At 69.6% G+C, this 24,896-nt stretch carries 16 protein-coding genes and 8 pseudogenes; 16 read left to right on the top strand and 8 right to left on the bottom strand.

The features are described 5' to 3' along the window. The first annotated feature begins 53 nt into the window (after positions 1 to 53). Positions 54 to 959: a hypothetical protein gene (locus tag ACXKR8_RS23355; RefSeq protein WP_458274812.1), complete on the top strand. Its 906-nt coding sequence runs from the start codon at positions 54 to 56 to the stop codon at positions 957 to 959. Between the two features lie 181 nt (positions 960 to 1,140). Here ACXKR8_RS23355 and ACXKR8_RS23350 read toward each other — a convergent pair whose 3' ends face one another. Beyond that, the gene (locus ACXKR8_RS23350) at positions 1,141 to 2,541 is read right to left on the bottom strand and encodes an IS1380 family transposase (RefSeq protein ID WP_458266600.1); all 1,401 of its coding nucleotides are present in this window, start codon (positions 2,539 to 2,541) and stop codon (positions 1,141 to 1,143) included. Between the two features lie 126 nt (positions 2,542 to 2,667). On the opposite strand from ACXKR8_RS23350, the gene ACXKR8_RS23345 reads away from it, so the two are divergent. After that, complete coding sequence (locus tag ACXKR8_RS23345; RefSeq protein WP_458274811.1) at positions 2,668 to 2,943, top strand: hypothetical protein; 276 nt, start codon at positions 2,668 to 2,670, stop codon at positions 2,941 to 2,943. Positions 2,944 to 3,519: 576 nt separating this feature from the next. Here ACXKR8_RS23345 and ACXKR8_RS23340 read toward each other — a convergent pair. Next, positions 3,520 to 3,795, bottom strand: a pseudogene (locus ACXKR8_RS23340) (Scr1 family TA system antitoxin-like transcriptional regulator); the annotation flags it as partial. A 78-nt stretch (positions 3,796 to 3,873) separates the two neighbouring features. Between ACXKR8_RS23340 and ACXKR8_RS23335 the strand changes: the two are divergent. The 7 genes and pseudogenes from ACXKR8_RS23335 to ftsX form a co-directional block, all read left to right on the top strand. After that, positions 3,874 to 4,119, top strand: a pseudogene (locus ACXKR8_RS23335) (NUDIX hydrolase); the annotation flags it as partial. Positions 4,120 to 4,130: 11 nt separating this feature from the next. Next, positions 4,131 to 4,406, top strand: a pseudogene (locus tag ACXKR8_RS23330) (YxiG-like protein); the annotation flags it as partial. Positions 4,407 to 4,561: 155 nt separating this feature from the next. Continuing rightward, positions 4,562 to 7,219 carry a YncE family protein gene (locus ACXKR8_RS23325; RefSeq protein WP_458274810.1) on the top strand — a complete coding sequence of 886 codons (2,658 nt, stop codon included), beginning with the start codon at positions 4,562 to 4,564 and terminating at the stop codon, positions 7,217 to 7,219. Between the two features lie 106 nt (positions 7,220 to 7,325). Further along, positions 7,326 to 7,817 carry an LURP-one-related/scramblase family protein gene (locus ACXKR8_RS23320; protein WP_458274809.1) on the top strand — a complete coding sequence of 164 codons (492 nt, stop codon included), beginning with the start codon at positions 7,326 to 7,328 and terminating at the stop codon, positions 7,815 to 7,817. Positions 7,818 to 7,945: 128 nt separating this feature from the next. Further along, entirely contained in the window at positions 7,946 to 10,576 is a 2,631-nt protein-coding gene (gene clpB, locus ACXKR8_RS23315) for an ATP-dependent chaperone ClpB (RefSeq protein WP_458274808.1), read from the top strand. A 72-nt stretch (positions 10,577 to 10,648) separates the two neighbouring features. Then, a complete protein-coding gene (locus ACXKR8_RS23310) occupies positions 10,649 to 11,215 on the top strand; it encodes a type III secretion system chaperone family protein (protein WP_458274807.1) in 567 nt (188 codons plus the stop codon). Positions 11,216 to 11,449: 234 nt separating this feature from the next. Beyond that, a complete protein-coding gene (gene ftsX, locus ACXKR8_RS23305) occupies positions 11,450 to 12,367 on the top strand; it encodes a permease-like cell division protein FtsX (protein ID WP_458274806.1) in 918 nt (305 codons plus the stop codon). A gap of 22 nt (positions 12,368 to 12,389) precedes the next feature. Here the strand turns inward: ftsX and ACXKR8_RS23300 are convergent, their stop codons facing one another. From ACXKR8_RS23300 to ACXKR8_RS23290, 3 genes are all read right to left on the bottom strand, one after another. Next, positions 12,390 to 13,646, bottom strand: coding sequence for a glycosyltransferase family 39 protein (locus ACXKR8_RS23300; protein ID WP_458274805.1), 1,257 nt, complete (start codon positions 13,644 to 13,646; stop codon positions 12,390 to 12,392). A gap of 110 nt (positions 13,647 to 13,756) precedes the next feature. Continuing rightward, the gene (locus ACXKR8_RS23295) at positions 13,757 to 14,872 is read right to left on the bottom strand and encodes a TFIIB-type zinc ribbon-containing protein (protein WP_458274804.1); all 1,116 of its coding nucleotides are present in this window, start codon (positions 14,870 to 14,872) and stop codon (positions 13,757 to 13,759) included. Positions 14,873 to 14,885: 13 nt separating this feature from the next. After that, the gene (locus tag ACXKR8_RS23290) at positions 14,886 to 16,028 is read right to left on the bottom strand and encodes an SPFH domain-containing protein (protein WP_458274803.1); all 1,143 of its coding nucleotides are present in this window, start codon (positions 16,026 to 16,028) and stop codon (positions 14,886 to 14,888) included. Positions 16,029 to 16,160: 132 nt separating this feature from the next. On the opposite strand from ACXKR8_RS23290, the gene ACXKR8_RS23285 reads away from it, so the two are divergent. After that, entirely contained in the window at positions 16,161 to 16,670 is a 510-nt protein-coding gene (locus ACXKR8_RS23285; RefSeq protein ID WP_458274802.1) for a GNAT family N-acetyltransferase, read from the top strand. A gap of 18 nt (positions 16,671 to 16,688) precedes the next feature. Beyond that, a pseudogene (locus ACXKR8_RS23280) lies at positions 16,689 to 16,775 on the top strand (phosphotransferase-like protein); the annotation flags it as partial. 88 nt (positions 16,776 to 16,863) lie between these two features. On the opposite strand, the gene ACXKR8_RS23275 reads toward ACXKR8_RS23280, so the two are convergent. Beyond that, positions 16,864 to 17,304: a VOC family protein gene (locus tag ACXKR8_RS23275; RefSeq protein ID WP_458274801.1), complete on the bottom strand. Its 441-nt coding sequence runs from the start codon at positions 17,302 to 17,304 to the stop codon at positions 16,864 to 16,866. 71 nt (positions 17,305 to 17,375) lie between these two features. Further along, on the bottom strand, positions 17,376 to 17,816 hold the full coding sequence (locus ACXKR8_RS23270) for a helix-turn-helix transcriptional regulator (protein ID WP_458275069.1): 441 nt from the start codon (positions 17,814 to 17,816) through the stop codon (positions 17,376 to 17,378). Positions 17,817 to 17,999: 183 nt separating this feature from the next. On the opposite strand from ACXKR8_RS23270, the gene ACXKR8_RS23265 reads away from it, so the two are divergent. The 3 genes and pseudogenes from ACXKR8_RS23265 to ACXKR8_RS23255 all read left to right on the top strand — a co-directional run bounded on the left by ACXKR8_RS23265 (position 18,000) and on the right by ACXKR8_RS23255 (position 20,785). Continuing rightward, positions 18,000 to 18,722, top strand: a complete 723-nt coding sequence (locus ACXKR8_RS23265) for a WXG100-like domain-containing protein (protein WP_458274800.1) — start codon at positions 18,000 to 18,002, stop codon at positions 18,720 to 18,722. Between the two features lie 440 nt (positions 18,723 to 19,162). Continuing rightward, a pseudogene (locus ACXKR8_RS23260) lies at positions 19,163 to 20,330 on the top strand (RHS repeat-associated core domain-containing protein); the annotation flags it as partial. Next, positions 20,327 to 20,785 carry a hypothetical protein gene (locus ACXKR8_RS23255; protein ID WP_458274799.1) on the top strand — a complete coding sequence of 153 codons (459 nt, stop codon included), beginning with the start codon at positions 20,327 to 20,329 and terminating at the stop codon, positions 20,783 to 20,785. The pseudogene ACXKR8_RS23260 and the gene ACXKR8_RS23255, both read left to right, overlap by 4 nt. A gap of 58 nt (positions 20,786 to 20,843) precedes the next feature. On the opposite strand, the pseudogene ACXKR8_RS23250 reads toward ACXKR8_RS23255, so the two are convergent. Beyond that, a pseudogene (locus ACXKR8_RS23250) lies at positions 20,844 to 21,281 on the bottom strand (aminotransferase class I/II-fold pyridoxal phosphate-dependent enzyme); the annotation flags it as partial. A 92-nt stretch (positions 21,282 to 21,373) separates the two neighbouring features. Between ACXKR8_RS23250 and ACXKR8_RS23245 the strand changes: the two are divergent. Then, positions 21,374 to 21,907: pseudogene (locus ACXKR8_RS23245) on the top strand (DUF6531 domain-containing protein); the annotation flags it as partial. 2,607 nt (positions 21,908 to 24,514) lie between these two features. Further along, positions 24,515 to 24,802, top strand: a pseudogene (locus tag ACXKR8_RS23240) (RHS repeat-associated core domain-containing protein); the annotation flags it as partial. Positions 24,803 to 24,896: the final 94 nt, after the last annotated feature.

Genomic DNA, 24,896 nt, shown 5'->3' with positions numbered 1-24,896 from the left:
GAAGGGCACACCCGGTGGCCCTCGTCCGGTGCGCTTCTGGGAGCATCTCCGCCATGGCTGACCGAAGATCGTCCTCCACTGGCGCCACGGCCGTCATTCGCGTGCTTTCAGGGCTGATTGTCCTGGGTGGATACGAGTTCGCACTGTTCGGTGCGCCAGTCACTCCAGAGCGGATCGGCGCTTCGCTCGGTGGCGCCTATCTGGGCGCAGCCCTGCCAGTCACGATGTGGTCGCTGATCGTTCTTACGCTCGGGCGACGCCTCGGGGTGGAGGCCAAGATCATCTCATGGGGATTGGGGCCTGCGCTCCGCACCTCCCTCAGCAGCAGCCGGATCCTCGTGGTCCGTCGAATCCCTGTCCCTGTGCTCAGGACTCGGGTGGCCGTGCAGCCTGCGGGAACGACGAAGGCGCGCCTCGTGGCTCTCGTGCTGATCACGCTGACTTTTCAAGGGCTGACGGGCTGGGGGCTGCTGTTTGCTCCGGGCCCCTTCGGGGTGGCGGCAGGCATTGTTTGCCTCGGGACGGCACTGGTTCGGCTGGGCGGGTTTCGCAGCTTTCGGAGTGCCGCAGTGGGCAGCCTCTCCGTCGGCTCCCAGAACCGTGGAGAGGATCAGGGCTTGCAGGTGTTGGCTGCTCTCCAGCGGAGTGTCACGGAGGCGCGGCGGCTGATCGAGGACTGCTCAGACCCGGAGTGGCGCGGTTCTGCCGAGGGCAGGAAGGTCGAACTGCCGGTGCTCTTGGGCGAAGGCCGCTACCGCGAGGCCGCGACGGTCGCAGCGAGCGTGGCGCAGGCGCCAGGGGTCTCTGCGCTGGAACGTGCGGGTGCCCAGCAGAGCCTTGCGCGGGCGCTTGCGTATGCGATGGAGAGCACGTCAGCGGAGCCAGGCGATCGCGAGCGGTTCCTCGAATTGTGCCGAGAACTGCGTGACGCGCCCGCTCAGCCCGAATCCACCGGCTGATCATTTCGGGGTTGCTCTCCTGCCCGTGGACGGTCGGCCGCTGGGGGCAACAGGTTGAGGGTGTGCGGTAGCCGCCGTGCGCGGGTCGCGGCCTGTCCGAGGGGTTGTGCGGGGTCGGGAGCGGTTGGTGGCGCTGTCGCCGGTGGCCGTCGGGCCGTCGCGGTGCGGGATCTTGTGGCGGTCAGGCCGCCGGGCGCGGCGGTGGGGAGTGGACGGCCTCGAACAGGGCGGTGAAGGCGTCGCGCCAGGGCCAGTGCTCGGGCAGATGCACCGTCAATTTGGTGCGCGCGGTGCGCGCGAGCCGGGCCGGGACGTGGACCAGGTGGGCGCGCAGGGTCGCTGTGGTGGCCTTGGCGTGGAAGACCGAGGTCAGCGCACCGGCGGCCCGCAGCAGGTTGTGCGACATCGCCCACAGGGTCAGCCACGCGGCGTTGGCCTGGAAGTTCCCGGACGGCAGGTGGGCCAGAGGCCCGGACTTCCCGTCCGCGATCACCTGCTCCACCACGGCGTGCTGCCGGTGGTGCAGTTCCGCCTGCAGCACCGCGAAGGAGCTGTCGGTGAAGACGGGGTGGTAACGCCAGGCGGTGAACAACTCGCCCTGACCCTGGGCCACTTCGGCGTTCAATCGGCGGACCCGGCGCACGATCAGCCGGGCGGTGACGTGCTCGGACTTCCTTCGGCCGGTGAAGGCGGTGTAGGGGATCTCGGCGACCTCGGCGTCGGAGACCATCTCGCCGGTGTCGGGGTCGACGAAGGCGTCCGGGTAGCGGATCGCCGTCCAGGACTCCTGCGGGATGCGGGAGATCGCGCCCGCGATGGAGGGGTTCATGCCGGTGGTCAGGGAGAATCGGGCGCCGGCCCGGCGGCAGGCGGCGACCACGTCGGCGGTGTAGAACTTGCTGTCCGCGCGGACCAGGCGGATCCCGGTGCCGCCGGTCTCCTTCGCTATGGCCAGGGCCTCGCTCACGAAGCTCTCGGCTCCGCGGACGTCGGCGGCCTTGCCGCGGCGCAGGCGGACCGCGCCGATCACGGGCCGGGCGATCGGGGTGGACAGGGTGGCCAGGATCGGGTGCAGGGTGCGCTGGCCCTTGAGGCGGCCGACCTGCGCGCCCTGCTTGGCGTGGCCGTACACGCGGCGGTGGGTGGGGTCGATGTCGATGAACATCAGTGTGTCGGCGCCGGGCAGCAGTGGGGTGCTGCGGGCCAGTCGGGCCAGGAAGTCGCGGTGAACGCGGTGGAGCTGGCGGTTGTGGCCGTGGGTGAAGGAGCGCAGGAAGGTGCCCAGGGTGGAGGGCGCGCGGACCGAGGTGAAGGCGCGGTCCATCGCGCCGTGCCGCAGCCGCGCCGCGTCGTCGATGCTGTCCGCGCCCGCGCACATCGCGCTGATCAGCGACATCACTTTGGCGGCCGGGTTGGCTCCGCCGCTGTTGTCGGCGCCCTCGATGCGGAGCGCGGACGCGGCCAGTTGCCGCAGGCCGGCCCGCTCGGCCAGCCGGACCAGCGACAGCAGCCCGGCATCGGCGATCAGGTTCGGCTCGTCGAAGACGGCGGAAACCGCTGTGGCGGCATGGCAGGATTGCATCTCGCGGATGTTCTCTCGTTCTGGCGACTTGGTTCTGTAGGAAGTCCCATCGTCCCAGGTCAGAGGGCATCCGCGTCGTTATGTCCAGGCCTCGGACAGGTCATTCATCGGTGGATTCGGGCTCAGGTGACCTCGGGCAGTGATCTGCGAAGCCTGTACTACCTGGTCACGGGCGATGCGGAGTTGGCCGTGGATGAGGCCAGGGTTGCCGTCCGGGTCGGGAGTGCGCCCCTTCGGCGTTCCATGGCCTACTGCACCCTGGCTGTGGCCCTCATGCGCGCCGGACGCAGTGAGCAGGCCCAGAAGGCGCTTCGCCTTGCCAGGAGCCAAGGCTCCGACAACGCGCGCATCGCCTTCGTCGCGGGAGTTCTGTCCTCGGTCCCGCTTGTGGTCGGCGACTGAAATTTCGAACAGGCAACGTAGTCGGCGTGGTGGAAACAGCGAACGATCGGTGCTGATGCGACCAGTCTCAGACAGCAGAAGGCTAGAAGTCGTGGTGCCCATCAGCGCGCCCTGCCTTCACTGTCCTGTCCCGTCGCATGTGCACCCCCTCTGGCGTGTGGCACGGGCATGCGCACCGGCGCTGCTCCGGACTCGCCGTCAGCGGGTAGTGGATGAACACCCCGGGGCACACGGTGTGCATGGCCGGGTGATCGTCGTACTTGCACGCCCCGGAGCGGCGAGCCGGTGCCGGGACGGTCATGTGGTCTCCACCTTCTCCAGAACGGCGGCAAGCGCTTCGGCCACGCCAGCTGAGCAGCCGCCCAACTCCACGAACGGGACGTCACGCGCCGGGCGGCTGCCGCGCAGGGAAGGAATCCCAAGGCCGTGTATCGCCAGAGCCGCCCGCAGACGTTCAGCGGCGACGATGGCCAGCCGGTACGGGTCATTCTCAATATCGGCCATGGGCTGTCGCCCTCCTTGCGGGATGCAGTGGTGGGGCTCAGCATCCGGGCGCATTGCCGGCCGAATCCAGGGTGTTTCCTGTTCCCGCAAGAAGCCGTCCCGGATGCTCTCCACCATGACCCGCATGTCGTCACCGGACAGCGCCTCACCTGCGAATCCATCGAACTTGGATACGTAGGTGGCGATGTCCCGAGGGTCGGTGACGATCAGCTCGGCGTGCACTGTCTCAACGGTCACGGAGCGGTCATCGCGGATGACGAACGAGTGCCCTGGCACATCGGCGTGGCAGCCGGCGAGAGGCACCACCTGTACATCCACGTTCGGGAGCCTGGAGACGGAGACGAGGCGGGACGGCCCGAGACAACTGCTCCTCGGTGAGGCCCTTCCGGGCGAACACGGCCCGCGCGTACTCCGGTGCCTGCAAACACCGGCCTGGTCGGCACCTACACCGACCCTCGGCATGTGATCGCCTACAGCGACGGGGAAGTGCGCCGGCAGTTCAACATCTGCTTCACGGCGCGCGTCGTCGGCGGGCAGTCGGCCGTCTCCGACGAGTCGACAGAGCTCCGCTTTGTCGCGGCCGAGGAATGGCCGACGTTGCCCATGCACCACACCCAGCGGCTGAGGCTGCAACACTTCCTCGAGCACCGGCCCGCGCCCCATCTCGGCTAGACCCCCGCCGGGCGACCTCCTGGCGCGAGTCGTTGGACGATCGGCTCACCGACTAGGAGACGGGTGTCGACCTCGACGGCTACGTCTGGGGCGTGAAGTGGCACATGCTCTATCCGGGAGCCCAGGTCGTTCCCGACTCGGAGAGCGCCCGGACCTGGTCCCAGGCAGTCGGAGTCGATTTCCACGAGGTCCGCATCCAGACCAACGCGCAAGACCTCACCCTGGTCTTCTCCGAGCTCCAGGTGAACGAGGTGCCCTCCGGGTACACCCCCTTCGCGGTCGAATAGATCGCATCCCGCACGGCCCCGGGAGTCTGACGTGCCGGCCCGGGCGGCCCGGGCGGCCCAGGCGGCCCGGGCGGCCGTAGGGCCCGTGGCGTGGGTGTCGGTGGGTTGCGCTAGTCTCCGCGTGCTTGTTCTGTCACGCACTTCACAGGAGCTCCATGCGTCTCCGCCAGGTCTCCCTCGCGACGGTCGTATCCGTTGTCGCCGGGGCTGTCAGCACCCTCGGGATCACCGCTGCTCCGGCGGAGGCCGACGGTTCGACCGTGCTAGCGGTGTCGAACTACTCCCATCTGGTGGTCGACGCCGCCCATCAGCACCTGTTCTTCAGCCAGGGCGCGGGCAGCAGTTCGATCCTGGTCACCGACCTGTCCGGGAACCAGGTCGGCACCATCCCGGGTGAGGCGGGGGCGACCGGCCTCGTCCTCTCCGCCGACGGGGCCACCCTGTACGCGGCCCTGTCCGGCGGGGACGCGATCGCGGCGATCGACACCACGACGCTCGCGGAGACCACCCGCTACCCGACCGGTGCAGGCAGCGCGCCGACGTCCCTGGCCCTGACCGGTGGCACCACTCTCTGGTACGGCTACACCAAGGCGGCCCCGGCGGGCACCTCGCCCGGTGCGGGCGGCATCGGGGACATCGACACCGCCGCCTCCGCTCCGGTGGCGACGCCGCAGCCGGCCATGTCCCACTGGACCCAGGCGCCCGTCCTCGCGACCGGAGGCGGCATCCTCGCCGCCGAGGAGCCCGACGACAGCCTCAGCCACGTGGCGACCTTCGACGTCACCGGCACCACCACCGGCACCACCACCGGTACCGGCGCAACCGCAACCTCCCCGCGTACCGTCGCGGACACCCTCGTCTACGGCGGCACCGCCGCCTCCATGGCCGTCACCGCCGACGGCAGCCGAGTGCTGCTCGCCGCGCCGCAGCAGTTCCAGGTCGGCTCCTTCCTGACGTCGACGCTGCTGTCGGCCACCCCCGGCGGCTACGCCGGCGGTGCGACCTACGGGCCGGACGCGGTGGCGCTCGCCGCCGACGGCACCATCGCCACCGGCAGCCAGATCGCCTCCGGCCCGGACGTGTGGCTCACCGCCAGCGGCAAGCAGCCGATGAGCAGCTTCGCCTTCACCCCGAGCACGCTGGCCCCCGACGGCCTGGCCTGGGGCGGGAGCGGGGACGGAAGCGGCAGCGGTAACGGGGACGGCCTGTCGCTGTACGCCGTGACCAGGAACTCCGCCGGCGGCTACACGCTCAACGTCCTGAGCAACCCCCGGCTCACCGACACCGCGTTGAGCCTGGCCGTCGTCGGCTGGCCCGTCCCCACCCAGCAGTTCACGCTCTCCGGCACGCTCACGACGAAGGGCGCCACCCCGGTCGGGGCCGCGCTGCAGGTGACCCGGGACGGCACCGCGCTGCCGGACGCGACGGTCGGCGCGGACGGCTCGTACTCCATCAATGACACCGTGAACGCGGTGGGCTCGTACAGCTACCAGGTGAGCTACCCGGGCGACCCGACGCACCGGCCGTCCACGGCCTCGCTCCACCTGGCCGTGTCCAAGCTGTCCACCGACATCCCCGCCTCGGACCTCAGCAAGGTCGGTCCGTCCGGGGTGGTCTTCAGCGGCACGCTCTTCACCGAGTTGGGCGTCGGCATCGTGCCGCCCGGCAGCACGATCCAGGTGACCCGGGTCGACACGGACACCCAGCAGTCCACCGAACTGCCCGACGCCCCGATCGACCCGGTCACCCACACCTTCACCGTCAGCGATGTGCCCGGCCCCGGCCTGCACTTCCGCTACGACCTGACCTTCGCCGGGAACGCCACCCTGGAGGCCTCGGCGTCGAGCACCTCGGTGAGCTTCCAGCCGGACACCCCCGGGCTCACCCTGCACGCGCCGTCCTCCGCGAACCGCGCGGCCCAGCTGACCATCACCGGCAACTTGACCGACGATCCCTATCAGCCGTACGCGGCGGCCGACGAGAACGTCGAGATCACCAAGACCGACTTGGCCCATCCCAACGGGTACAGCCTCGGTACGGCCGTGGTGGCGGCCGACGGGAGCCTGTCGTTCCAGGACACCCCGCAGACCGGCGGCCCCAATGTCTACACGGTGTCCTACCCCGGCGACGCCACCCACAGCGCGGTGACCGAGCCCACCACCGTGCAGGTCTCCCGCGCCGCCACCGCGGTCTCCCTCGCCACCAACGCGGCCGACTACGGCTACGGCGCCACGGCCACCGTGACCGCACACCTCGGGACCAGCTACAACGGGCGCACCCTGTCGATCTACGCCCAGCCGTACGGCGGCGCCAAGGTGCTGGTGAGGACCGGCACGGTGGATGCCCACGGCAAGCTGACGGCCAGTTACAGGATCACCCGTCGCACCGTGTTCACGGTCTCCTTCGCCGGGGACTACCGGACCGCCCCGGCGACGGCGAGCGCGGTCGGCTACGCCTACGCCCAGCTCGCCGAGGCCCAGGCCGGCTACTACACCAGCACCCACCGCGGCTCGACCCTGTACCGGGTGTACCACCACACCGCGCACCCGAAGATCGCGGTGGGGGTCGCACCGAACAAGACCGGCGAGTGCGTCTACTTCCAGGTGCAGGAGTACTCCGCCGGCGCCTGGCACACCGTGATCAGCACCTCCTGCCAGAAGTTGAACTCCGGCAGCACCGCGGCCGGCACGCTCACCCTGCCCAGGGCCGCCGGCCACCTCTACCGCTTCTCGGCCCGCTACGCGCACAGCGCCGCCGACACCGCCAACCTCAGCACCGCCGGCCCCTGGCAGAACTTCACCTTCAGGACCTGAGCCGAAGCGACCTGACGTGTGGTCGGGGATCGGAACGCGGTAGGAACTCCCTCCGGAGGGAAAGCGTCCTATTCGGTGTAGGACGAAACCCGGAGGCGAAGACGTCATGAAGTTCCTGATGCGGGATCGGATGTTCTCGGTCGGCGACGATCACTGGATCACCACCGAGCACGGCGACAAGGCATTCCTGGTCGACGGCAAGGTGCTGCGGGTCTCGGACACCTTCGAACTGAAGGACACCGCCGGGGTCAAGGTCGCGGTGATCAAGAAGAAGATCGTCAGCGTCCGCGACGCCATGCGGATCGAGCGCGACGGCGAGACCCTCGCCACGGTGAAGAAGAAGCTGTTCACCCCGTTCCGCGACAAGTACGAGGCGCAGCTCGCCGACGGCCGTGAGTTCGAGGTGCACGGCGACTTCCTCGACCACGAGTTCGACATCGACGACGAGGGCGGCCACCGGGTCGCCCGGGTCTCCAGGAAGTGGTTCTCCTTCCGCGACACCTACGGGATCGACATCGAGGACGGCCAGGACGTGCCGCTGCTGCTCTGCGTCGCGGTCTGCGTGGACCACCTGCAGCGGATCGAGCACCACGACTGACGGCTGCCGTCCCCCTGTGCTCGAGGGCTGTGCCCCCGGAACGGCCTTGAGTGGAATAGACTCAACTTACGTCATGCTGACACTGGCAGGACAAGGCACGACCGCCGAGCACAGGAGGACACATCAGCGTGGACGCGAGCAAGCTCACCACCAAGGCACAGGAAGCCCTGTCGGCGGCGATCCGACGGGCGTCGAGCGCGGGCAATCCCGATGTCACCCCGGTGCACCTGCTGCTCGCCCTGCTGGAGCAGCCCGAGGGCATCGCCGGACCGCTGCTGGAGGCCGTCGGCGCCGATCCGGCCCGGCTGCGCTCCGTGATCCAGCGGCAGGCCGCCGCGCTGCCCTCGGCGCAGGGGTCCACCGTCTCCGCGCCGCAGTTGTCGCGGCAGATCGTGAACACCCTCAACGAGGCCGGCGCCCGTGCCGCCGACCTGGACGACGCCTTCGTCTCCACCGAGCACCTGCTGGTCGGCCTGGCCGCCGAGGGCGGCTCGGTGGCCGACGCGCTCAAGGCCGAGGGCGCCACCGCGAAGACCCTGCTGGCTGCGTTCAAGGAGGTCAGGGGCAGTGCCAAGGTCACCTCGGCCGATCCCGAGGGCACCTACAAGGCGCTGGAGAAATACGGCGCCGACCTCACCCAGGCCGCCCGCGACGGCAAGCTGGACCCGGTCATCGGCCGGGACCAGGAGATCCGCCGGGTGGTCCAGGTGCTCAGCCGCCGGACCAAGAACAACCCGGTGCTGATCGGCGAGCCCGGCGTCGGCAAGACCGCCGTGGTCGAGGGCCTGGCCCAGCGCATCGTGGCCGGGGACGTCCCCGAGTCGCTGCGCGGCAAGCGCCTGGTCTCGCTGGACCTCAGCGCCATGGTCGCCGGGGCGAAGTACCGCGGCGAGTTCGAGGAGCGGCTGAAGGCCGTGCTCGCGGACATCAAGCAGAGCGAGGGCCAGGTCATCACTTTCATCGACGAGCTGCACACGCTCGTCGGCGCGGGCGCGGGCGGGGATTCCGCCATGGACGCCGGCAATATGCTCAAGCCGATGCTGGCCCGCGGCGAGCTGCGGATGGTCGGCGCGACCACCCTGGACGAGTACCGCGAGCGGATCGAGAAGGACGCCGCGCTGGAGCGCCGGTTCCAGCAGGTGATGGTCGGCGAGCCGACCGTCGAGGACTCCATCGCCATCCTCCGCGGCCTGAAGTCCCGCTACGAGGCGCACCACAAGGTGCAGATCTCGGACGCCGCCCTGGTCGCCGCGGCGACCCTGTCCAACCGCTACATCACCTCCCGCTTCCTGCCGGACAAGGCCATCGACCTGGTCGACGAGGCCGCGTCCCGGCTGCGGATGGAGATCGACTCCTCCCCGGTGGAGATCGACGAGCTGCAGCGCGCCGTCGACCGGCTGCGGATGGAGGAGATGGCGCTGGCCAAGGAGTCCGACGCGGCCTCCGTCGACCGTCTTGACCGGCTCCGCCGCGACCTCGCCGACCGGCAGGAGCAGCTGGCCGGGCTGACCGCCCGCTGGCAGGCCGAGAAGGCCACCCTGAACAAGGTCGGCGAGCTCAAGGAGCGCCTGGACGACCTGCGCGGCACCGCCGAGCGGGCCCAGCGCGACGGCGACTTCACCACCGCCTCCCGGTTGATGTACGCGGACATCCCGGCCGCCGAGCAGGAGCTGGCCGAGGCCCAGGACGACGCCCGCAGCGAGGCCACCAGCGCGTCCATGGTGAAGGAGGAGGTCGGCCCGGACGACGTGGCCGACGTGGTGGCCTCCTGGACCGGGATCCCGGCCGGCCGGCTGCTGGAGGGGGAGACCGCCAAGCTGCTGCGGATGGAGCAGGAGCTGGGCCGTCGGCTGATCGGCCAGACCGCCGCGGTTCAGGTCGTCTCCGACGCGGTCCGCCGCTCCCGCTCCGGCATCTCCGACCCGGACCGGCCCACCGGCTCGTTCCTGTTCCTCGGCCCGACCGGGGTCGGCAAGACCGAGCTGGCCAAGGCCCTCGCCGACTTCCTCTTCGACGACGAGCGGGCCATGGTCCGGATCGACATGAGCGAGTACGGCGAGAAGCACAGCGTCGCCCGGCTGGTCGGCGCGCCCCCCGGCTACATCGGCTACGAGGAGGGCGGCCAGCTGACCGAGGCGGTCCGCCGCCGCCCGTACGGGGTGGTGCTGCTGGACGAGGTGGAGAAGGCGCACCCGGAGGTCTTCGACATCCTGCTCCAGGTGCTGGACGACGGCCGGCTCACCGACGGCCAGGGCCGGACGGTGGACTTCCGCAACACCATCCTGATCCTCACCTCCAACCTCGGCTCGCAGTGGCTGACCGACCCGTCCGTGGACGACGCCACCAAGAAGCAGCAGGTGCTGGAGACCGTCCGCAGCGCCTTCAAGCCTGAGTTCCTGAACCGGCTCGACGACATCGTGGTGTTCGACCCGCTGGGCATGGAGGAGCTGGCCCGGATCGTCGACCTCCAGGTCGCCTCGCTGGCCAAGCGGCTCGACGACCGCCGGCTCACGCTGACGGTCACCCCGGCCGCCCGCGACTGGCTGGCGCTGACCGGTTACGACCCGGCGTACGGCGCCCGTCCGCTGCGCCGGCTGGTGCAGTCGGCCATCGGCGACCAGCTGGCCCGGGCGATCCTGGGCGGCACGGTCCGGGACGGCGACACCGTCGAGGTCGACGCCGAGCCGGGGGCGGACCACCTCACCGTCCACCGGGCGGACGCGGCGCCGGCGGCGGCGTCCTTCGTGAAGAAGGGGTGACGGCTTCGCCAGGCACACGGGCATGAGGCAGGATGGTGGTGGTAAGTCCATTCGAAGGGAAACTCGGCCAACATGAGCATCGACCCGTCTTCCATCCCTTTCTTCGGGGCGCCGCAGCAGCAGCCGCAGCCGACGGGCGACGAAGGCCCGCCGCCGGTGATCATCCCTGACCAGGACCTGGTCACCCAGCTGCTGCACCAGATGGAGCTCAAGCACGCGGTGGACGAGGAAGGCGACCTGCTCGCCCCCTGGGACGGCTTCCGCGTGTACTACATGTTCCGTGGCGAGCAGAAGGAGCTCTTCGCGGTCCGTGCCTTCTACGACCGCCCGCACTCGATCGACTCCAAGGCCGAGCTGCTCGAAGCCCTGGACGAGTGGAACCGGGAGACCCTCTGGCCGAAGGTCTACACCCACACCCACGACGACGGCGTGGTCCGGGTCATCGGCGAGTCGCAGATGATCGTCGGCATGGGCGTCAACGTCAACTACTTCGTGGCGATGACGGCCAACTGGACCCAGGCCGCGGTCAGCTTCGACGCCTGGCTCGCCGAGCGGCTGGGCCTGGCCCAGGCCGTCGACACCGAGGGTGACGACACCGAGGGTGACGACTCGGCCGAGGGCGACTCCGCCGAGGGCTGAGCACCCGGACCCGTCGGGTCCCGCAGATGACCACAAGGGAAGGGCCGGTACGCCTCGGGCGTACCGGCCCTTCCTTCTGTCGCACTTTCTGTCGCGCTGTGTTCGATCATGAGAACTGTGTGCGAAGGTTCTGCATTGCCGGGCCGCCCGAACATTCTTCCGCCTACACTGAGCGACCGGATGCCCCTTACTGGATCTGCGCTGATCCGTACCCGACCGACCTGACAGGACGTCATGCGAGCACAGTTCGTCATATCGGAGATAGGCATCGGTCTGCGCCGAAATCTGACCATGACCATCGCAGTCGTCATCAGCGTCGCGCTGTCGCTGTCCCTGGCCGGGGCGGCGCTGCTGCTGCGGGACCAGGTCAACAGCATGCAGCAGTTCTGGATCGGCCGGGTCGAGGTCTCGGTGTACTTCTGCGCCAAGGACGACGTGACCAACCCGCAGCACAAGAACTGTGCCTCGGGTCCGGCGACGCAGAGTCAGATCGACGCTGTGAAAGCCCAGTTGGCCAAGGACAGCATCATCGAGAAGATCTACACCCAGACCGGGGACCAGCAACTGGCGGAGTACAAGCAGGAGTACGGAAAGACCGGCCTCGCCGCCTATGTGAACCTCGACGCCTTCAACGGCGCGCTGCGGATCAAGCTCAAGGATCCCGCGCAGTATGTCGCGGTCACCGACCTGGTCGACGGGCAACCGGGGGTGGCCTATGCCGAGGACCAGAGCGAGCTGCTGAAACCGCTGTTCAAACTGCTCAACGGAGCCCAGGTGGTGGCCCTGGTGGTGATGGGCATCATGCTGTCGGTGACCATGCTGCTGATCGTCAACACGGTCCGGGTCTCGGCGTTCAGCCGTAAACGCGAGACCGGGATCATGCGCCTGGTGGGCGCGTCCAACTACTACGTGCAGATGCCGTTCATCGCCGAGGCCGCGTTCGCGGCGGTGGTCGGCGCGATCCTGGCGTCGGGGATGCTGGCGCTCGGCAAGTACCTGCTGATCGACCACTTCCTCCGATCGCAGATCAAGCTGATCACCTTCATCGGCTGGCGGCCGGTGTTCGAAGTGATGCCGCTGATGCTGGTCCTGGGCGTGGGCATGGCCTCCATCGCCGCGTTCCTGACCCTCCGCAAGTACCTCAAGGTCTAGTCCAGCGCCCGGGGCGGGCGCCTCACGCGGGTGCGCCACCGACGAAGACCACCACGATCCCGTACCCGCCGGACAGCAGCGCGCAGGCGGCCAGCGCGGCGGCCGCGGTCCAGCGCGGCCGCCGGTCGGCCAGCCAGGTCGCGAGCGGGAACAGCAGGGCGAAGGCGGGCAGCAGGAACCGTGCCAGCGGCGGGCTGGACGAGGCGTTCCCCAGGTCCATGACCAGCAGCGCGGCGCTGTAGACCAGCAGCACCAGCGGCTGGCGCCGGGCCGCGGTGACGGCGAACAGCGCCAGGCAGACCAGCAGCGTCGCCACCATGACCACCACGGTGAGCACGGTCACCGCCGTGCTGATCTGCGGGGCGTGCTGCACGGCCGCGCCGGCCGGTCCGGACGCCGCCGCCGGGCCCGCCCCGGCGGCCGGCCCCGGCGGCGCGCCCGACCCCAGGTGGACCAGGCGGCGGACGGCCGACAGGCCGCCGTCGAAGCTCGACCCCCAGGCGTCCTGGATGTGGAAGTACGCGCCCCAGGAGCCCTCGACCCAGCCGGTCCACAGCATGTAGCCGACCCAGCCCAGCGGAGCCAGCAGCCCGGCGGCCGGCGGACGCCACCAGCCGTCCGGCGCCGCGCCGCCCACCGCGCCTCCGTCCGCGCCGTCCTCCGCGCCGTCCTCCGCGCCGCCGTCACGCCGCAGCAGGTACGTCCGCCGCAGTTCGACCAGGGCGGCCACCCCGACCGCCGCGGTGATCGCCATCGCGGTCGGCCTGGTCAGCCCGGCCAGCACGCACAGTGTCCCGGCCCAGAGCCAACGGCGGGTCAGCACGGCGTACATGGTCCAGGCGGCGAAGGCGGTGAACAGCGACTCGGAGTAGGCCATGTTCTCGACCGCCGCGAGCGGCAGCACCCCCCACAGCACCGCCGCGACGACCCCGGCCCGGTGCCCGTGGCTGTGCGCGGCGCAGGCGTAGACGCCGGCCGCGGCGGCGGCCCCGGACACCGCCGACACCAGCACCAGCGCGGTGCCGGCGCTGACCGGCAGCAGCCGGTAGAGGGGTTCGGCGAGCCCCGGGTAGAGCGGGAAGAAGGCCCGCGGCGAGTAGGGGATCCCGTCCCTGCCGATCAGCCCGTTGGAGACGGCGTAACCGGTTCTGACGATCCGTACGTACCAGCCCGCGTCCCAGGTGCCGCCCAGCCGGGCCAACAGCGAGGTGTGCCGGCTGTGCGCGTACACCAGCAGCACCAGCAGCCCGACCGCCCGCGCGGCCAGGTACCCGCCCACCGCCGCACCGACCCGCCGTACGGCTGCGAGTACGGCCGAGCGCGCGGCCGCGGCCCCGGCGGAGCCGTCGGCCGGTTCGGGTATTCGCCGCCGGGCGGCGAGGGCACTGGTCAGTGTGGCGACCTCAACTTCAGCACGGCCACCACGATGCCGATCACGACGAGTGCCGCCAGCACCGCCGCGGAGATCTTCGCCGCGCTGTAGGGCCGCTCGCCGATGACCTCGCCGGTGCGGGCGTTGACCATCACCTGCAGCGGCTTGCCCGCGTGCAGATACGTCAGGAACCACACCGGCAGCAGCAGCAGTTTGAAGGCGGTCGCGTAGTAGCTGGTGTCGACCCGGTGCAACCGCTGCTCGTCGCCGCCGATGTCCTGGAGGCAGTCCTGCTCGATGACCGTGGCCATCCGCTGCTTCGCGGTCTCCAGACCGGGCTCGGGCTCGACGTCGTAGCGCAGGGTCTGAAAACCCGCCAGGTACTCCTGCTGGTACGGGACGGCCTGCTCCAGGGGCCAGGGGGTCAGCTTGTCGAGCTGCTTCTCCGGCACGGTCGTGGTCCCCGCCACCAGCACGTCGTCGAAGAACCGCTGGACCGTCCCGCCGGCCGGCCACCACCTGGTGTGCCGCACCTGGCGGGTCCTGTTCTCGGTCTGGCCGTTGACGGTGACCGTGTACGTCTCGGTCACGTAGTAGTGCTCACCGCGCTCACCCCGGTAGTCGGAGCGGGTGTCGGAGTCATAGGTCCAGTGCGGGAGGTAGGTCCCCTTGAAGGTCTCGGCCTCGCTCACCTTCTTCAGACTGGACGGCGCGAACCAGCGCGAGGAGGTCCACTTCCGCAGCGCGTCACGTGCCGCGTTCCGGTCCAGGGCGAACGGCACCACGGCCTCCGGCACCACCCGCTCGGTCAGCGAGGCGTCGGCGACCAGGGGAGTCGCGCAGAACTGGCAGCGGTCGGACAGCGCGTCGCTCTCGGTCACCGCCCGGCAGCCGGGGCAGACGAAGGTCTTCACCCCGCCCGGCAGCGCCATCGGCTTCGCCGGGAGCTGCGCCAGCTCCGCGAAGGGATGCTCGCGCACCTGCCGCGGCACCGCGGCGATGCCCTGCCGGTGCCCGCAGTACGGGCAGTCCAGCGCCGCCGTGCCGGCCGCGAACTGCAGCGCGGCGCCGCAGGACTCGCAGGCCCAGGCGGTGTCGGGGGCAGCCGGAGAGGTCCCGTTGTAGTCGCTCATGGTCTCGGTCTCCTCAGGGCTGCGGCAGCGGCGGTGGGGTGCGGGCCAGCAGCTGCGCCAGCTCCGGGACCTGCCCGGCCGGCAGCCAGGCGGCCATGCCGGCCTTCCAGACCAGCGTGCCGGGGTTCAGCACCCCGGCGCTGACCTGGGCGGCCAGCCCGGACGGCTCGAACGGGCCCAACTGCCGTCCGTCCGCGCCCAGATACCACTCGGCCTGCACCGGCAGCGGCGGCGGGCCGGTTGTCGGTGCGGGGGCCGGTGCGGGGGCCTGTGCCGGTGCCGGCGCGTCAGCAGGTACGGGAGCCGGTGCGAGACTCGCCGCGATCCGCTGGCCCATCGCCATGCCGACGCCGAGCCCGAGGCCCTCGCCCGCCCCGCCCGGATTGGCCGCCGCGGTCTCGATCGCGTTGGCGGCCTGGAACCGGGTGAAATCATCCAGATTGCCAGCGATGCCCATCCTGGAGCGGGTATCGATGGCCTGCTCGACCTCCGGCGGAACCGAGATGTTCTCGATCACGAACCTGGGGATGGCGATGCCGGAGGAGGCGAGTTCCGCGGTGAGGACCCCGGCGAGCTGAGCGCCGATGGCGTCCTGGCGCCCGGCCAGGTCCAGCAGCGGGACCTGCGCGGTCGAGAGTGCGTTGCCCAGCCGTCCGACGATCAGCTGGCGCAGGTACTCCTGCACCTCCTCGGTGCGGAACTGCGGGTCGGTGCCCGCGAGTTCACGCAGCAGCGCGGCCGGGTCGCTCACCCGCAGGGCGAACGCGCCGAAGGCCCGCACCCGGACCATCCCGAACTCGGGATCCCTGAGGATCACCGGGTTCTGCGTGCCCCACTTCATGTCGGTGAACTGGCGGGTGCTGACGAAGTAGACCTCGGCCTTGAAGGGCGAGTGGAAGCCGTACTTCCAGCCCTTCAGGGTCGCCAGCAGCGGCAGGTTCTGCGTCTCCAGCTCATAGGTCCCGGGCGCGAAGACGTCCGCGATCCGGCCCTCGTTGACGAAGACGGCGGTCTGCGACTCCCGGACGACCAGCCGGGCGCCCATCTTGATCTCGTTCTCGTAGCGCGGGAAGCGCCAGACAATGGTGTCGCGACTGTCGTCCGTCCACTCGACGATGTCGATGAACTCTCCGCGAATGCGGTCCACCAGACCCACAGGTGCCCTCCCCCAACCAGCCGGACCGCCCTGACCCGGTGCGCTGCCGACCCTAGCAAGCCACCCGGACACCCCGCGGGCCCCCTGGAACCCCGGAACGTACGGACCGGATCCGCGACGTACCATGCCGCCATGGACGTCGACCTTGATCCGCCGAACGACATCACCGGCTTCCCCCGGGAGTGGGCGCTGCGTTCCGCGAGCCCGGCCGACGTCGAGCTGATCGCGGAGCTGCGGGCCGTGGTGATGCGGCCGGATCTGGAGCGGTTGGGCCGTTTCGACCAGCACCGCGTCCGGCAGCGGTTCCGGGACTCCTTCTCCCCGCCGCACACGTCGGTCATCCTGGCCGACGACGCCTTCGCGGGCTGCGTCGCCCTGCGACCGGTCGAGAACGGGCAGTGGCTGGAGCACTTCTACCTCGACCCCGGCCTCCAGGGCCGGGGCCTCGGCTCAGCCGTCCTGCGCACCCTGCTGCAACGGGCCGACACCGCCGGCACGCCGGTCCGCCTGCACGTCCTGCAGGGCAGCGCCGCCCGCCGCCTCTACGAACGCCACGGCTTCACCGTGGAGGCCCAGGACCCGATCGACGTCTCCATGGTGCGACAGCCAACCCCGGGAATTCCGTTTCACGCATCGCGGTGACCCCTCTACTGTGGCGCGATGACGACTCAAGTGATCGTTCTCAACGGCGGATCCAGCTCGGGAAAGTCCGGGATCGCCCGGTGTCTGCAGGCAGTCCTGCCGGAGGTGGACACGTCGAAGGCGGAGTCCGTGGCGTGCGCCCGGACCATCGCTGCCCGGACCATCGCCGCCCGGGTCGGTTGATCGACGGCCGTCAGCTCCAGTCCTTGTCGAGGTCGAGCTGCTCGTTGCGCTGGGTGAAGGAGAACCAGTTGCCGGAGTCGTCGCGGAAGATCGCCTCGGTTCCGTACGGCCGCTCCTGCGGTTCCTGCAGGAACTCCACGCCGCGGGCCGTCATCGCCCGGTAGTCGGCCTGGATGTCGTCCGTGGCGAAGACGCCGGCCCCCAGCACGCCCTTGGCCACCAGCTTCTTCAGCTCCTCGGCGGACTCCGGATCGAGCGCCGGCGGCCCCGGGACCATCAGCGTGATCTCCAGATCCGGCTGGTCCTTGGCGCCGACGGTGAGCCAGCGCATTCCGCCCTCGCCCATCGTCATATCGGTACGGACCTCAAGCCCCAGCTTCTCGGTGTAGAACGTCCTGGCCCGGTCGTGGTCGAGAACCCAGACATTGGCAATGGACAAGCCCTTGATCATGGCTGACTCCCTGGATTCGGCCGGGCGCCGTTCGCCCCAACCAGCTGCGACCAACCGTAGCTACCGCCGCCTTACGGGGCTTCTCCAGAATTGCGCTCTTCGGCGCTGCGTTCTTCGGTGCTGCGCTCCTCGGTACTGCGTTCTTCGGTGCTGCGCTGCAGCAGCCCCTTGAAACTCCCGTGCCAGAGCAGCGCATAGCACCCGGGGATCAGCGCCGACCCCTGTCCGACATGCCGGGCACGGTACTCACTCGGGGTGAGGCCGGTGTGCTTCCGGAAACTCGACGAGAAGGATCCCAGACTGGTGAAACCCACCAGCGTGCAGATCTCGGTGACCGACAGATCCGCGGTGCGCAGCAGGTCCTCCGCACGCTCGATGCGGCGGCGGCTCAGATACTGCCCGGGCGTCTGCCCGTACACGGCCTTGAAGACGCGGACGAAGTGATAGCGCGAATAGCCCGCGTGCGCGGCGACCACGTCGAGGTCCATGGGCTCGGCCCAATCACGGTCCATGGCGTCCTTGGACAGCCGCAGCTGCCGCAACTGCCGCAGTTTCGAGGGCTGGGCGTCGCCGGTCAAGGCCGGACTGGCACTCACCCCCCAAGGGTGACACACCACCCCTGCGGACGGGCTTGTGCTTGTTGGTAGCGTGCTCATGGCGGGATGTCGGGGTGCTTGTGGCGTGCGGGGGTGCGTATGGCGATCGAGCTGCCGGGTGAGGTGGTGTCGTTCCTGCAGTTCATCGGGGTGAACTGGCCCCAGGTGAACGAGGATTCGGTGCGTACCTTCGCGACGCACGTGCGTGCTTTCGCGACAAACATCGAGGACACCCATGAGCAGGCGACCGGCACGGTCAAGGCGATGGGCGCCTCGTACCAGGCGAACTCCTACGACCTGCTGGTGTCCAAGTGGGCGCACCTGTCGAACGGCCATATGAACGACCTGCTCACCGCGTGCCATGCGCTGGCGACCGCCCTGGACGCGGCGGCGGACTACATCGTGGCGATGAAGCTGGAGTGCATCGGTGAGCTGACGCTGCTGGCGATCTCCTTCGTCGCCGACCAGGCCGCCGCGGTGGCCACCTTCGGTCTGGCCGAGGCGGCCGAGGCGCTGGTGGTGGAGGCGGCCGAGAAGGCGGTGGACTTCCTTGAGCAGCAGCTGATCCAGTACATCATCGCGCAGGTGGTGGAGGCGGCGCTGACGCCGCTGCTGGGTGTGATCACCAAGGCCGTCGCGGGCATGACGTACTCGGCGCTGGAGGACATGCTCGGTGTCTCCGGCAACGGCCCCGGCGACGGCTTCACCGTCCACCCGGACGACCTGCGGGCCAACGCGAAGGTCTTCGCCCAGCACGCCCAGACCGTCCAGGGCCACGCCCAGACCTTTTCGGGCGGCATAGCGGGGCTGAACTTCACATGAGCGGCGCTTCCCGGCTCCGATCGGGTGTGGGAGCTGATCCGGAAAGGCGACCCGGCCACCCTGTTCGAGCTGATCCTGAACATCATCGGCGGCCACGCCGTCGAGGTCCTTCTACGGTTGACCGTTCCCACGGGACCGCGGTGGATCCGCTCGGATCGCTGCTCTCCGAGACCAGCAATGGCCGTTCCCTGGTCAACACCCTCGCCCTGGTGGGCCGCCGCATCCATCGGGCCACCCCCGGAGGGCACGCCAGCCAGTGGACCTACGATGCGTCCGGTCTGCCCTCGGGACTTCTGACCACCGGCGGGAGTCTGGGCTTCGGCTACGACGCCCTCGGCCGTGAGACCGAACGCACCATCAGTGGGACTCTGACGCTCAGCAGCACCTGGGACGCGGACCAACGGCTGACCAGCCAGACGCTGAGCGGTCGCACTCCGGCGCTGACCCATCGTGAGTACCGCTACCGAGCCGACGGCCAGCTCTCCGCCGTCGACGACAGACTGACCGGGCCACGCCGGTTCGAACTCGATCCAGCCGGTCGCGTCACCGCTGTCCGGGCTGCGGACTGGACCGAGAGCTATGCCTACGACCGGGCCGGAAATGTCACCGAAGCGGATTGGCCGGCAGCCGGGGCGACCAGCCCGGCGGTGGGCGCCCGCCGTTACTCGGGTACCCAGCTGATGGGACGCCGAGGACAATCTGGTCCAGGTCACCACTCCTGACGGCACCCGCTGGCGCTATCTGTACGATCCGTTCGGTCGCCGCACCAGCAAGCTTCGGCTGGCTGAGGACGGCAGCACGGTGGCCGAGCGCACCGAGTTCGTCTGGGACGGTTCCACCCTCGTCGAGCAGACGACCTACGCCTCGTACCTTCCCGGCCCGCACACCCTGAGCTGGGACCACGACGGACTCCATCCGCTGGCCCGGACGGAGAGGATCACCACCCAGGAGCGGACCGATCGCCGGTTCTTCGCGATTGTCACCGATCTGGTGGGAACCCCCACCGAACTCGTCGATCCGGAGACCGAGGCCGTCGCTTGGCGGGCGTCCTCCAGCCTCTGGGGGGCTACCTTCTGGCCGGGCGACAGCACCACCTACACGCCGCTCCGGTTCCCGGGACAGTATTTCGACCCGGAAAGCCGTCTCCATGACAACGTCCATCGTTACTACGATCCCGAAACGGCCCGCTACGCCAGCCCGGACCCGCTCGGCCTCGCTCCTGCCCCCAATCCGGACAGCTATGTACCCAATCCCCTCAGCTGGACCGACCCCCTTGGACTCACCCTCTGCCATGACTCTCCACGGATGGAGGACGGAACACCCAAAGAGGGCTGGCAGCACATCGACGAACGCCACATCTCCGGGACGAGCGCTGGAGGCCACGGCGATCTGATGCCACCCACCACGACGCGGGCCCAGGTCGACGCGGCGGCGAAGAAGGTGCTGCAGAAGGGGACACGTGTCAGCGATCCCGCGCGAACCGTCCAGACATTCGAGAAGCGCATGGTCGTCAATGGAACGCGGGCGCGGTACCGTCTCATCGTCGACTCGGCCGACGGAAATCGCATCATCACGTTCTTCCCCGTAGGAAAGTCGCATACCCCATGATTGAATTCCGATTCTCCGTGCGACCAGGACAGGGCGAAGCCAGCGGGTTCGACCTGGGGGACATGGTCTGCTCGGGGCAGCATGGCTCGGCGCATTCGGCCGGGCAGGTCCCGGACCAGGGCATGATGATCTACCTGTCGGTGGCCCTGCTCCTCGATCAGGTATCCGACTTCGTGCGGAGCAACAGGTCGCACCTGGCGTTCACCGGCGCGGACTCGTCCTACAGCCTGGACTTCCGAGCCGGCCGGAACGGCATCTCCATCCTGAACCGCGCGGGTCTGGTGGCGGTCTGTTCCCGGTCGGAGCTCCTGGCCGCCCTGCTCGAAGCAGCGGAGCGGTTCTCCGCGTCCCATGCCGAAGGACTTCCCGAGGCCGACGCGGGCAGGGTCGACTTTCTCTCGGCCCTCCAGGAGTTCCGCGGGGCCACGGCCGCGCTTCGGGCGCAGCGGGGCTAGCCCACGACCGCGCACAAACACGGCCGACTGCTGGAGGTCCCGGTCCAGTGAACCGGGTTCACACTCCCAGACGCCGCAGCCGGGCCGCTGCCTCGGTGAGGACATCGTCCTGCTTGCAGAAGGTGAAGCGGACTTGGCTGCGCCCCGCCTCGGGGTCGTCGTAGAAGACGGAGTTGGGGACGGCGACGACGCCGCAGCGTTCGGGCAGGGCTCGGCAGAAGGCGTAGGCGTCCTTCTCGCCGAAGGGGGTGATGTCGGTGGTGATGAAGTAGGTGCCCTGCGGCTCGTAGACCTCGAAGCCGGCGGCCCGCAGCCCGGCGTCCAGCAGGTCGCGCTTGCGCAGCAGATCGGCGCGGAAGCCGTCGTAGTAGGAGTCGGGCAGCCGTAGGGCCTCGGCGATCGCGTACTGGAACGGGCCGGCGCTGACGTACGTCAGGTACTGCTTCGCCGTTCGAACGGCGGCCACCAGCGGAGCTGACGCGGTCACCCAGGCCACTCCGTTTTCGTGCACTCATTCGAACGAGCTTGTCGTCCTTGGTAGCGTGTTTGTGACGGAACGTCGGGGACGTGGGGCGTACGGGGGTACGAATGAGCGGTCAGATCGCGCACGCGTTGGAAGATGCGGCGAAGAAGGCCGAACAGGGGCTGGCCAAGGACTTCGCCACCGGTTACCACGACATCCTCAAGGAGACCGAGCAGAAGACCGGTCAGGTCGCGGACCATGTCGCGGAGAACGAGGCGAAGACCGTCGATGACCTGGGCAAGGCTGCCGAGCACGGCAAGCCCGAGGTCACCGATCCGCATCCGGCCGAGGGCAACGGAGGAACCGGTAGCAAGCCGGGCGGTGGCGACGAACCGGGTAGGGGGGCCGGCCGTCAGCAGGTGGCCGACCCGCGTGAGGCGGGGCGTCCCGACGACGCGGTGTGTGGCGGCGGTGAGCCGGTCGACATGGCGACGGGCCGGATGTTCATCGACCAGACCGACATCACGCTGCCCGGTTCCCTCCCACTGGCGTTCACCCGCTGCTTCGAGTCCGGTTACCAGGCCGGTCGCTGGATGGGGCCCCGTTGGGTGTGCAGTTTCGACGAGCGCCTGGAGGTCGACGACCAGGGAGTGGTCCACCTGCGTCCCAACCGGATCACGCAGGCCTACCCCCACCCGGAACCTGGACAGCCCCCGGTCCAGGCCAGCGCCGGACAGCGCCTGGACCTGGCCGTCGACGCCCAGGCCCGCTGCTACACCCTGACCGAGCGCTCCACCGGACTGGTGCGTGAGTTCACCGCACAACCGGGCGGCACCGAGGCGCTGCTCACCCAGGTACGGGACCGCCACGGCCACCGCATCGACTACCGATACGACGGCCAGGGCACCCCGCTGGAGATCCAGCACTCGGGCGGCTACCGGCTCAAGGTCACCACCACCGCGGGCCGGGTCACCAAGCTGCTGCTGGCCGGTGCGGGCGACGACGGCACGGACCGGACGATCATGCGGTACGGCTACACCGACGGGCACCTGAGCGAGGTGTGCAACTCCTCCGGTCTGCCGATGTCCTTCGCCAACGACCCCCAGGGCCGGGTGGTGTCCTGGACCGACCGCAACGACAGCCACTACACCTACTCCTACGACCACCTCAACCGGGTCCTGGACGAGGGCGGCGCAGACGGCTCGCTGCGCTTCCGCTTCAGCTACGGCGAGGCCAACCCCGCCACCGGCCTCAAAATCCACACCGAGACGAACGCCTTGGGCCACACCACCCGCTACGAGGTCAACGAGCACGCCCAGATCACCGCCCAGACCGACCCGCTCGGCAACACCACCCGCTACGAACGCGACGACTACGACCGCCTGCTGGCCCAGACCGATCCGCTGGGCCGAACCACCCGTTATCAGTACGACGGCGCGGGCGACCTGGTCACGGTCATTCGCCCCGACGGGACCCAGGCCACCGCCTCCTACGAGGGCACCCTGAGCCTGCCCTCGATGATCGTGGAAGCAGGCGGCGCTGTCTGGCAGCAGACCTACGACGAAACCGGCCGACGCACCTCGGTCACCGACCCTACAGGTGCCACCACCCGCTACGGCTACGACGAACACGGGCATCTCGCCTCGATCACCGACGCCCTGGGCAGCACCACCCTGGTGCGCTGCAACCCGGCCGGACTCCCGGTCGAGGTGACCGGTCCGACCGGGACCGCCACCCGCTACCAGCGGGATGCCTTCGGTCGCACGGCTGCCGTCACCGATGCCCTGGGCAACACCGCCCGGTTGACCTGGACCGTCGAGGGTTACCCGGCCTCCCACACCGCACCGGACGGCAGCGAACAACACTGGACCTACGACGCCGAGGGCAACCTGCTCGCCCGCACCGATGAGACCGGCCGGACCACGAGCTACGAGTACACCCACTTCGAGACCCTCGCCGCCCGCACCGGCGCGGACGGCGCGCGGATCACCTTCACCCACGACGCCCACATGCAACTGACCACCGTCACCGATGCCCTGGGCCGTACCTGGAACTACACCTACGACCCGGCCGGACGTCTGACAGCCGAGAGCGACTTCAACGGACGTACCGTCAGCTACCAGTACGACGCCGCCGGACAGCTCACCTCTGCCACCAACCCGCTGGGCCAGCAGACCCGTTACACCTACGACGACCTCGGCCGGACCACCGTCAAGGACGCCGCCGGACAGGTCACCGCCTACTCCTACGACCCGGCCGGACACCTCCTGCGCGCCACCGGCCCTGACGCCGACCTGGTCCGCACCGTGGATCCGCTCGGCTCCCTGCTCACCGAGACCAGCAACGGCCGCACCCTGGTCAACACCCTCGACCCTCTGGGCCGGCGTACCCGCCGCACTACCCCGGGCGGACACACCAGCGAATGGACCTACAGCGCTACCGGACTGCCCACCGCGCTGCGGACCTCCGGCGGCAGCCTCGACTTCGCCCATGACGCACTCGGCCGCGAACTCGAACGCACCATCGGCGAGACGCTCACCCTGACCAGTGTCTGGGACACCCGACACCGACTGACCGGCCAGAGCCTGGGCACCCGCACCTCACCGCTGACTCACCGCGCGTACCACTACCGAGCCGACAGCAGCCTCACCGGCGTCGACGACGGACGCACCGGGCAGCGCCGCTTCGAGCTCGACGCTGCGGGGCGTGTCACCGCCGTCCACGCCGCCGACTCGACCGAGACCTACGCCTACGACCCGGCCGGCAATCTTACCGATGCCCACTGGCCCGCCACCGGGGCCACCCGCCCCGCCCTAGGCGCCCGCACCTACACCGGTACTCAACTCGCCACCGCAGGACGGGTTCGCTACGAGTACGACCCGGCTGGCCGCACCGTCCTGCGCCAGGTCACCCGGCTCTCCCGCAAACCTGACACCTGGCACTACACCTGGGATGCCGAGGACCACCTCACCCACGTCACCACCCCCGACGGCACCGTCTGGCGCTACCTCTACGATCCCTTCGGCCGCCGCACCGCGAAACTGCGCCTGGACGCCGACGGCACCACCGTCGTCGAACGCACCGAGTTCACCTGGGACGGTCCTACCCTCGCCGAGCAGACCACCCACGCCCCCTACCTCCCCGGCCCGCACACCCTCACCTGGGACCACGACGGCTTCACCCCGCTGACCCAGTCCGAGACCATCACCACCCAGGACCAGATCGACCGCCGTTTCTTCGCCATCGTCACCGACCTGGTCGGCACACCCACCGAACTCATCGACCCGGCAACGGAAACCACCGCCTGGCAGGCCACCCCCACTCTGTGGGGCAACACCACCTGGCCCGCCGACAGCACCACCTACACCCCCCTCCGCTTCCCCGGCCAGTACTTCGACCCCGAAACCCGCCTCCACTACAACCTCAACCGCTACTACGACCCCGAGACCGCCCGCTACACCAGCCCCGACCCCCTCGGACTCATCCCCGCACCCAACCCCGACACCTACGTCAACAATCCGCATGCCTGGACCGACCCCCTGGGACTCTCGCCCCACGAGACCTTCTACCGAGGAATGTCCCGAGGCGAGTATGAGGATCAGCTCAAGGCCACGAACGGCTTGTACCCCAAATTCGGGGAGACCTTTG

The organism is Streptacidiphilus sp. PAMC 29251 (assembly GCF_054208735.2).
This window is presented reverse-complemented; position numbering and strand designations above follow the sequence as displayed.